The organism is Neisseria sp. P0009.S007 (genome assembly GCF_051962515.1).
The window spans coordinates 1-9386 of sequence record NZ_JBQCVF010000088.1 but is presented as its reverse complement, the minus strand read 5'-3'; the positions used below and the strand labels follow the sequence as shown (position 1 = coordinate 9386).

Here is a 9386-nt window from a genome sequence, read left to right as displayed (position 1 = left end):
CTGGCCATTTGGTTCCCCGTCATGATTTTCGTATTAAACGGCTTCCAACACCTTGTCGCCAATATGTTCGTTATCCCCGCAGGTATTTTGGCAGGTGCAAACATCACTTGGGGACAATTTTTCTTCAACATGATTCCCGTATTCCTGGGCAATGTCATCGGTGGCGCATCCTTTGTTGGCGCATCTTATCTTTATACTTATAAAGATATGCTGAAATATAGTGCCGAATAGCCTGCTTTATAAACAACAAAACCTGCTTTTGAGAAAGCAGGTTTTGTTTTATCGTTATTTTTCAGACGGCCTTTACCATAATACTACCCCTACAAGGTTGCAAGATTGTTTTTAGCTGAATAGCCTATTCTGAAGTAAACAATACCTCTCTTAATTGCTCAAAAGAATCAACTACATCATACTGTACTTTCGTGCCATAAGCATTTTGTTTTTTGTTTAACTCATCGAAAAACTTACGTGCAGATTTAATTTTGTTGTGCTCCTGTTCACGTAGTTGACTAGTATCTACGCTTCCCTTAGTCTCAGCAACAAAGTAAATTTGCTTTACTTGATTTCCATCAAAGGCAATTGCCCAGTCTGGATTATATGCACCAAATGGCGTTGGGATTTGAAAACGGTTTGGTAACTTAGCATATACCACAACCTCTTTAGCACCATCCAAAGCAAGGGCAAACTCACGCTCAATTTTTGAATCTGTCGCAGCATATTCAAAGACATGTTTTTCTAGCTTAAGTGCATCACGAGAAACCTCATTACTAATAAATATGTCATTCTGTTCGTAACGCTGTTCAGTCAAACTGTACTCTAAATGCTGTAACAGCATTTGTGCTTGTTGCTGATTAATAATCAAGCTGAGTTCACGGATAAACGCTTCCGGATTATGCTTAAACTGACTAAAAACAGCAGCATTAATACTTTGTAATATACGCGCAACAGTTTTCCGTGTTAAATTAGTCTGTTCAGCGATTTCGCCTAGTAAATCATATTTTACTGAGGAATGAACGGATATATTCGCTTGTAGCCTCTCAGTTTGTACTTTACCGAAAGCCTGTTTGCTCTCTAAAGCCTCCAAAGAAATCTCATCTTTTTGCGTGCTACCGGATACAGTATAACTTAAAGTTTCTACAAATTTGTGATTTCGATCATGTGCGACTTTATCAACTTCCTTCGCAACATCTTTAATTAATTTCTCACTATCCAATGCAATCTTGAATACAGCTTTCTGATTGATTTTACTCCATAGATCTTGAAATTCTTTACGGCTTAAGTTTTCTGGATTAATCGGATTCGGCTGATTTTTATTAGCATTTTCTGTCATACTTTCAACCGATTTCGGATCAAAAATGCTGTTAATCAGATTAAATATAGATTCCCGAAATGGCTGTAAATTTTCAGATATTTCTGCCAGTGTGCCAGTGTCTTTGGCTTCATGATAAGCAGGAAGGATATGATCGTTATCATCGATATAATCATTGCGCGTTAGATATTTATGAATCTGTTTTGCCTCTTCCAAAGAAATAATTTTCTTGGTGCCGTCTGAAAGTGTAAAAGTTTTATCTTTAAAATACTCAGGCGTTGCTTGGGTTGGGCGCGATTGCAAGCTTTCACGTATTTCCGTTTGCAACTTACTAACAAAGTCCTTATAGCTTTCATTGGTTACAACAGTCAGATTATTCAACTTATGTACTTCACTAATTACACCAAAATAATTTGCATCCATGCGCTCGCCTTTGCTGTTAACAGCCAAACGCAAGCCTCGGCCAACTTCTTGGCGACGTGAAATACTGCTGTCTGAATGTTTAAGCGTACAAATCACAAACACATTCGGATTGTCCCAGCCCTCGCGCAAGGCAGAATGCGAGAAAATAAAGCGTGTCGGTTCTTCAAAAGACAATAAGCGCTCTTTGTCTTTTAAAATTAAATCATAAGCATCACTATCATTGGATAGTTGCTCTTTTTTGTTATCAATACTCGGGTCAGCAAAATGCTTGGTTTTCTTATCAACTGCAAAATAGCCATTATGCGTTTTATCTACATCGATACTGCGTAAATAATCACAATATGGGTCTTCTTCCAAATCCAAAACGGCCAGACGGTGTGCCACTTGAGCTTCATATTCGCGCTTAAAGATTTCCGCATATTCACCATTGAGTGCTGTACCATTTTCATCGTACACACGATATTTAGCCACTTCATCGATAAAGAATAAGCTCAACACCTTAATACCCAAGTGAAATAAGGCGTGCTCTTTATCCAAATGAGCACGTATGGTTTCGCGGATTTGGATGGTACGCATGGTTTTTTCATCAACATTGCCCAAAGCCTCGCCGATATAAATCTTTTTACCGTTTTCAAACTCCACGAAACCTGCGCGCGCATCAATTTCCACCACCACATAGCGGTCGGCGTATTGCTCGGCATTATTCGACAACGAATACAAATTATCGCCTTTTTGCACTTTACGCGTTTGCCGTCTGAAACCCTTTTGCGTTTCTACCTCAATTTCCAAATGCGCTACTGGTGCAGATTTAGAAACAGAGATATTTTCCAGATACAGATACTCGTGCGTGCCAGATAAACCCTTAACCTCAATACCTTTTACGCTGATTTTTTTTACCAATTTCTGATTGTAAGCATCCAGCGCATCCAAACGATGGACCAAATTATATTGGCGTTTGTGGGTAGCAGAGTAACGCAATATAAACAAAGGCTTAAAATTTGACAACGATTCCAGCGTTTTATCTGCCTGCATTTTTTGCGGCTCGTCCAAAATCAAAATCGGGCGGTTTTTCGCAATCACATCAATCGGGCGTCGTGATTGGAATTCATCTAATTCTTCATAAATGCGTCGGTTGTCTTTACCCGTCGCATTAAATGCCTGCACATTGATGATCATCACGCTGATATCAGCGGTTGAGCTGAAACTGTCGAGATTATGCAAGGATTTGGAATCGTAGATAAAAAAGCGCGCTTTTTTGCCATATTGTTCTTGAAAGTGCCCCGCCATCATCGACATACTTTTGGCCACACCTTCACGAATCGCAATACTCGGCACCACAATAATAAACTTGCTCCAACCGTATTGCTTATTCAATTCAAACATCGTGCGGATATAGCAATAGGTTTTACCCGTACCTGTTTCCATTTCCACATCAAGATTGAGCGGACTGAAAGTCAGGTTACGTTTTTTACCTTTATCTTTATCTTCAGTTACCAATGTTAATGATTTATTCAAACCCGAGGCCGTCTGAACTGCTTGGATATTTTTCAGCACCAAATTCAAATCTTGAATAGGTGCATTGGCAAAACCCATCTCGCTGATTGTTTCTTTTGTTTCAGACGGCATTGTGTCAAATAAGGCCGTCTGAACTTTAGGAGTTGCCGACTTTGGTATGCCCAAATCACGGCGATAGCTGAAGCCCGCATTTTTGGGCTGCCCCTGAAAACATTGCACTACAGCCTGAACCGCATTTTCCTGATATTTGAGGGACTTGAATTTAATTTCCATTTTTCACTCAGCCTTCTTAGATAAACTTCACGTCTGTTTCAGGCGATAATTGTTTGAACCATTCCTTGATATTGGTTTTATCCGCATCTTTACTGATAGCATATTCAACGGAAACGAATTTTTGCGGTATTTCAGCGGCTACAGCTTGAATTACCGCTTCGTTTAATTCATCAAAACAAGCCGCCAGCGCATAGCCAAGCGAAGATTTTTCGCCGACAAAATAGACTTTTTTACCGTCCACATCTCGCTCCTGAATCGGCAACGACAGCGGCAAGCCCCAATCCAACATCACTTGGAACAGCAAATCTTCGCCGCTTCGGTCTTCTTTAATATGCGACACCATATCCAATAAATCTGATTGTGATACTTCATCAGGGCGGTAATACACCTCTTTCATATTGGTCGAATCCACTTTCAACACACGGAAACCACCATCCCAATCTTCAGGCAGTTTATCGGCAAAATCGGTGCGGATTTTAGAGGCAGCACGACGGATACGCTCTTTGGAAATCTCGGCAATGGTCGGGTAACCAGCTTTGAATGCTTCGGATTTTTCATCGGTGGCCTCGGGTAACTGAACCATAATAAAACGGCGGTTGCCACCGTCTTCGGCATTAAGTTGCATGACAGCATGGGCCGTTGTACCACTACCTGCAAAAAAATCTAAAACTAAATCACCCTCTCTACATGATATTTGCATTAGTCGTTTAAGTAATAGTGTCGGTTTTGCATAATCAAAAAGCCCTTGATTTTCCAGTAAAGAATCTAACTCTTTTTTTGATGTTGAGGTATCGCCAGCAAAAACCCTATTGAATATTGTAGTAGGAACTAACCCATCTTGTGTTTCAGAAAGAAAACGTTTAACCATGGGATAACTATCACCTTCACCCCAAACAATTTCATTATTCTCAATTTTCTTTTTCAGTGTTTCTTCACTAAAACTCCAATACCTTCCTTGTGGTCTAGATAAAACAACCCCATTAGGTTTAGTTATCTTATAATCAGCACTATATTTATTATGCGCTGTTATAGGGTCTAATTTCCATGGACCTTTAGGATGATTATCTGGATTTTTATATATATTTTCACCCTCTCGTGGAAGTAATATCCTATCCCATTCAAGTTTATTTTTTGCATACCCAATAATAATTTCGTGACTAGTAGAAAAATATTTAGAAGAATTTTTCCGAGTATGTACTTTTTCCCAAATAATATTTGCAATGAAATTATGACTACCCAAAACTTCATCACACAACCGCTTCAAATTCGCCTGTTCATTATCATCACAAGAAATAAAAATTACGCCATCATCGGCCAATAAATTCCGCGCCAATTTCAGACGACTGTACATCATAGAAAGCCAATCGGAATGAAAACGGCCATTGCTTTCAGTATTGGCAATCAGGCGGTTGCCTTCTCCATCAAATTGCTGAGAACGAGCAAAAAATTCTGCGCTGCTTTCAGAAAAGTCGTCGTTGTAAATAAAATCCTTACCAGTGTTATAAGGCGGATCGATATAAATCATTTTGACTTTGCCGAGATAGTTTTCCTGCAAGAGTTTGAGCGCGTCTAAATTGTCGCCTTCGATAAATAGGTTTTCTGTGAAATCGAAATTGACGCTTTCTTCGCGGCTTGGACGCAAGGTTTTGGCTATTGGCGCGTTGGCGGCAAGTATGGCTTCTTTTTTGCCCACCCAATCCAAGCGGTATCTCTCTTGCTCGCCTTCGACAATTACGTCGGATAATTCTTGACGCAGCAAATCAAAATCCACCACTTGTTTCAGACGACCTTGTTCATCACGGCTTTCACTGATGCAGTTGGGAAACAGTGCGGCGATTTTAGCAATGTTGTCTTCGGTTAAATCCGGGCTGTGCATTTTAAGTTTGCTTGTCATGATGCTTTTCCTTGAATTTTTTGCGGTTACTTGAATTGGTTTAATGTTTGTTCTAAATGTGCCAACTGCTGATTAAGCTCAGCCTGGCGGTTGAATTGCTTTTCTTTTTTGATTCGACTTTTAAGTTGGTCGATTTGTTTTTGTAACTGCTGCCGCTCTTGCGCCTGGATCAGCCGTTGCTGGATATTTTCAGACGGCATGATATTGGTGTTGGCAGACAACGGTAATAATCGGTCGATTAAATGGGCGTATAAATCGCTAAGTTTAAGATAAAACGGTAACGGTTGACGGCTTGTATCAGCTGGTAGGCCGTCTGAAAAATAATATCGGTCTTGCACACTTTTATTGCCATCCGCCAGACTAATCCGCTTATAGGCAGCAGCCACTGTAATTTTGTTGCGGTATTCTATTTCAAAAATAATCGGGCTAGGGATTTGTTTATCGATATAGTGCAATATACTTTCACTGATTTGCGGTACGCGTGCCTGTATGTGGAAAATTTGAAATTCAGGAAGCTTTTCATCAACCTGAAGATTGAGCGTGGCAGCAGACAATTTAAATTGCCAAGTAATCTTCTCAATTTCGTCGATAAATAGCTGCTCGATGGCTACACCGCCTTTTCCTTGTTGATAAAGGCGGTTTTTGGGAATATTGGTACCGACATAAGCATTGTGCGGATATTGGTAAAGTTTCATTTGCTTACTTCTTCTATCACGATAAAACCAATCAGTTCAAAATCATTGCTGCCTGCGGTATCGTTTTCTAAGGCTGTTGTTTGGTGGGCGGAAAACAGGCTGTCTAAATCGCTTTCGATCTTACGGTTTTGAATCGCAGCCACTGATTTTTCAAGCAAATCAGAATAGTGTTTCATATTACGCCCATCTTTGGTTCTCTTATTAAATGAATGATAAGCTGAAGGGATTGGTTCGCCATGAGGTCGGCAGATTTTACGCATAACGTCTAAAATATGCTTGGCTTCGGTATAATTTTGGATAATCTCGCCATCGGTACTGATATAGGTTAAAAAATAAGGATGTATACGGTTGTTTGGGTTACGTTCAGTTTGCCCTTTACGGCTACGCAGGGCAAAAATCACGCCGGGTAATAATCCTAATTCGGTATTGGCAGGCACTACAGCATGCAAACCAAGTGGCAAGCGCTTGATTTGCGGATTAGCTTCTAGATAATTATGCAGATCTATACGGAAATCGTTTAAACCTAAATCAGTAATGGATACGCCACCATTGGCATCTTCCAAATCCAATACTTCTTCTTGTAGACGTTTTAATTGTTCTCGTCGATAGGCAATGTCGTTGGATTGTGCGCTGAGTACGTTATCATCGCCTGTACCTGCCATATCTGCAATTACCATGCGGCTTTCTACACGTTCACGCAGCTTAATGTAATCATCTAAACTTATATCTGGCCAATAATTTACTAGCTGAATAACACTATTCTGTGAACCAATTCGATCAATTCGTCCAAATCGTTGAATAATCCGTACTGGGTTCCAATGAATGTCATAATTGATTAAATAATCACAATCTTGTAAATTTTGACCTTCGGATATACAGTCAGTGGCAATTAATAAGTCAATCTCTCGCTGCTCACTCGGAAAGATATCTGCTTTTTGCTTAGATAGGGGTGAAAATAAAGTCAGTAAGCCCTGCATATCATAACCTGCACGATTGTTTGGCATGGTTTTAATAGTGGACTGGTTACTGGTGCCTGTAATTTTTGCACTGTGAATGCCATGCGTTACCAACATCTCTTCTGCCAAGTTTTGATACAGGTAATCTGCAGTATCAGCAAAGGCCGTAAAGACGATAATTTTACGGTTGCCTTCATTTATTGGCTGGGCAAGCTTATGGGCAATTTGCTGTTTTAAATGTTGTAATTTAGCGTCCCTCTCATAAGTAACAGAAACAATGGTTTGTAATAGATTATCTACAATATCCAAATCACCTTGTAAATCTTGAGCCCAAGACAAGGTATCCATATCAGCTAAATTGATTTTTAATCGTTTTCCAATGTAGTCTTCGCTACTACCTTCTTCACCCTCAGCCAATTCAACAGCTAAATTATTATCAATATCCCATTCGCTATTGGTTTTGTTTTTATTGAAGTCTTCTATTCGTTTCAAGACACTGGTAATTTGGTCGCGGATAGTAGTTAGAGTCAATCGAAAAGCATGTATAGAGCTTTCCAAGCGCTTCAGTAAATTAGTTGTCATCAAGGCTTGCAAGCTGCGCTCACGGTCGGCTTGAGTAAAATGTCCACCTCGGCCGGTACGAGTATCAAATTTTTCTTCATATTTTTTCTGCTTACTTGGCAGAATGTAGTTTACAGGTGCGTAAACAGACATACGTATAGAAGATAGTTGCTGATAAATTTGATTTAAATCGATGCTATCATCCGTTGCAATACCACATTGATAGGATATTGGCTTTAAACGTGTTGGAAATGTACCTATGCTGCTTGTATCGTAATAGGTTTGGATGTGTTTTCGTGAGCGGGCAATGGTTACGCTATCTAACAATTTAAAGAAATCCAAATCCAACATTTTTAAAATTGCCTGGGTATTACGCTTTTCAGGAGGCAATTTACTCCATAAATTAAATTGTGCTTGTGCGCGGCGAAATATGGTTTCAATGTCGTATTGTGTATTGATCTTACTTTCTAAATTGCCAGACTCACCTTCATAAGCTAAAGCAAGCTGGTTTTTCAAATCTGTAAAGCGGTTATTTACTGGGGTAGCAGACAACATTAAAACTTTGGTTTTTACGCCTTGTTGAATTACCTGATCCATTAACCGATCATAACGGGTTTTCCGATCTTTAAATGTGTCACGATTACGGAAATTATGCGATTCATCAATCACAACCAAATCATAATTGCTCCAATTGATTTTACTTAAATCAACGCCATTACTTATGCCCGAATCTCTCGATAAATCGGTATGAAACAATACATCATAGTTAAACCGATCTTTAGCAAAAGGATTGGTAATTAAATTTGCATTATAATTTGTCCAATTAGCTACTAATTTTTTCGGACAAAGTACTAAAACACTTTTATTACGTAATTCATAATATTTGATTACTGCCAGTGCTGTAAAAGTCTTCCCTAGACCCACACTATCAGCCAAAATACAACCATTGTAATTTTCTAATTTATTAATAATGCCGATAGCTGCATCTTTTTGAAAGTTATACAGCTGTTTCCATACCTGCGTTTCTTGATATCCAGTTCTATTGTTAGGCATAACATCTTCATTTATATCATTAAGAAACTCTTTGAAGATATTATATAAAATTAAAAAGTAAATACGATTAGGCGCATTTTCTTCATAAACTGATTCAATATGACGAATGACCTCCTCCGTCACATCTTCTAATTTGCTTTCGTCCTGCCAAATTTGTTCAAAAAGGTTAAGATACTGCTGGCTAAAAGGCAGATCATCAATACAACTTACAATATTCCCAATAGCATTACTCTGCTCTATACCTAATCCAACAGGTGTAAACCCTTGTGATTGTAAATAAATAATTGCTTCATTAGGCGATGACTCTACTGCAATTAAATCTTGCATAAATGCACTGGTCTTATTCGACTTAAACTGGACTTTTTTGCGTATCCATTCCGCACACTCATGAGCAATAGCTTTTTGCATTAATTTATTTTTTAAATGAATTTCAAATTCTGTACCATATAAATTGTTTTCTCGATTATTCTGCTCAATCGTAAACTCACTGATTTCCTTTTTTTCTTGAGAGGCTGCTTTCTCAGGAACAAAAGTGGGAGAAGTAAAAATAAAGCGCTGCTCCTAGATATTTTCTATTTCCTCTTTTAAATAAGAATAAGCATAGATAGAGAAAATAGATGAAGCAATACTAATTTTAGACTCTAAACCAATATTTCCTTTTAAATCCTCACCCAACAATTGATTAATATTATCTATAACCTTCATTC

Annotated in this window: 5 protein-coding genes; 1 reads left to right on the top strand and 4 read right to left on the bottom strand. The window is 38.7% G+C overall.

Annotated features, from left to right (window positions below):
• On the top strand, positions 1 to 231 hold a 231-nt coding region (locus tag ACTHS3_RS08645; RefSeq protein ID WP_440367693.1), incomplete at its 5' end, for a formate/nitrite transporter family protein.
• Between the two features lie 124 nt (positions 232 to 355).
• Here ACTHS3_RS08645 and ACTHS3_RS08640 read toward each other — a convergent pair.
• Genes ACTHS3_RS08640 through ACTHS3_RS08625 form a run of 4 tightly spaced genes read right to left on the bottom strand, consistent with a single transcriptional unit; the run spans position 356 to position 9087 of the window.
• Positions 356 to 3520: a type III restriction-modification system endonuclease gene (locus ACTHS3_RS08640; protein WP_070608678.1), complete on the bottom strand. Its 3165-nt coding sequence runs from the start codon at positions 3518 to 3520 to the stop codon at positions 356 to 358.
• Positions 3521 to 3536: 16 nt separating this feature from the next.
• Entirely contained in the window at positions 3537 to 5414 is a 1878-nt protein-coding gene (locus tag ACTHS3_RS08635) for a site-specific DNA-methyltransferase (RefSeq protein ID WP_210385482.1), read from the bottom strand.
• 26 nt (positions 5415 to 5440) lie between these two features.
• Positions 5441 to 6109, bottom strand: coding sequence for a DUF4391 domain-containing protein (locus ACTHS3_RS08630; protein WP_070608676.1), 669 nt, complete (start codon positions 6107 to 6109; stop codon positions 5441 to 5443).
• Complete coding sequence (locus tag ACTHS3_RS08625) at positions 6106 to 9087, bottom strand: helicase-related protein (protein ID WP_440367690.1); 2982 nt, start codon at positions 9085 to 9087, stop codon at positions 6106 to 6108. The genes ACTHS3_RS08630 and ACTHS3_RS08625 overlap by 4 nt, the downstream gene beginning before the upstream one ends.
• Between the last annotated feature and the right edge of the window lie 299 nt (positions 9088 to 9386).

Excerpts from the sequence above, each read along its gene's own strand:
- ACTHS3_RS08640 (WP_070608678.1), bottom strand. The coding sequence starts at position 3,520 with ATGGAAATTAAATTCAAGTCCCTCAAATATCAGGAAAATGCGGTTCAG.
- ACTHS3_RS08635 (WP_210385482.1), bottom strand. The coding sequence starts at position 5,414 with ATGACAAGCAAACTTAAAATGCACAGCCCGGATTTAACCGAAGACAAC.
- ACTHS3_RS08630 (WP_070608676.1), bottom strand. The coding sequence starts at position 6,109 with ATGAAACTTTACCAATATCCGCACAATGCTTATGTCGGTACCAATATT.
- ACTHS3_RS08625 (WP_440367690.1), bottom strand. The coding sequence starts at position 9,087 with ATGCAAAAAGCTATTGCTCATGAGTGTGCGGAATGGATACGCAAAAAA.